At 54.1% G+C, this 294-nt stretch carries 1 pseudogene; it reads left to right on the plus strand.

Features of this window, described 5'->3' with window-relative positions:
• Window positions 1–294, plus strand: a pseudogene (locus M992_RS14455) (ribosome rescue GTPase HflX); the annotation flags it as partial.

The following is a 294-nucleotide window of genomic DNA, read 5'->3' on the forward strand; positions in this document are numbered from 1 at the left end:
CCAACCCTGCTGGTGATGAACAAGATCGATATGCTGGACGATTTCGAACCGCGTATTGACAGAGATGAAGAGAACAAACCGATCCGTGTCTGGCTTTCTGCGCAGACCGGAGCGGGGATACCACAGCTTTTTCAGGCTTTGACGGAGCGTCTTTCCGGCGAGGTGGCGCAGCATACATTGCGTCTGCCGCCGCAGGAAGGGCGCCTGAGAAGTCGTTTTTATCAGCTTCAGGCAATAGAAAAAGAGTGGATGGAGGAGGACGGCAGCGTAAGTCTGCAAGTTCGTATGCCGTCT

Source organism: Moellerella wisconsensis ATCC 35017 (genome assembly GCF_001294465.1).
GTDB lineage: Bacteria > Pseudomonadota > Gammaproteobacteria > Enterobacterales > Enterobacteriaceae > Moellerella > Moellerella wisconsensis.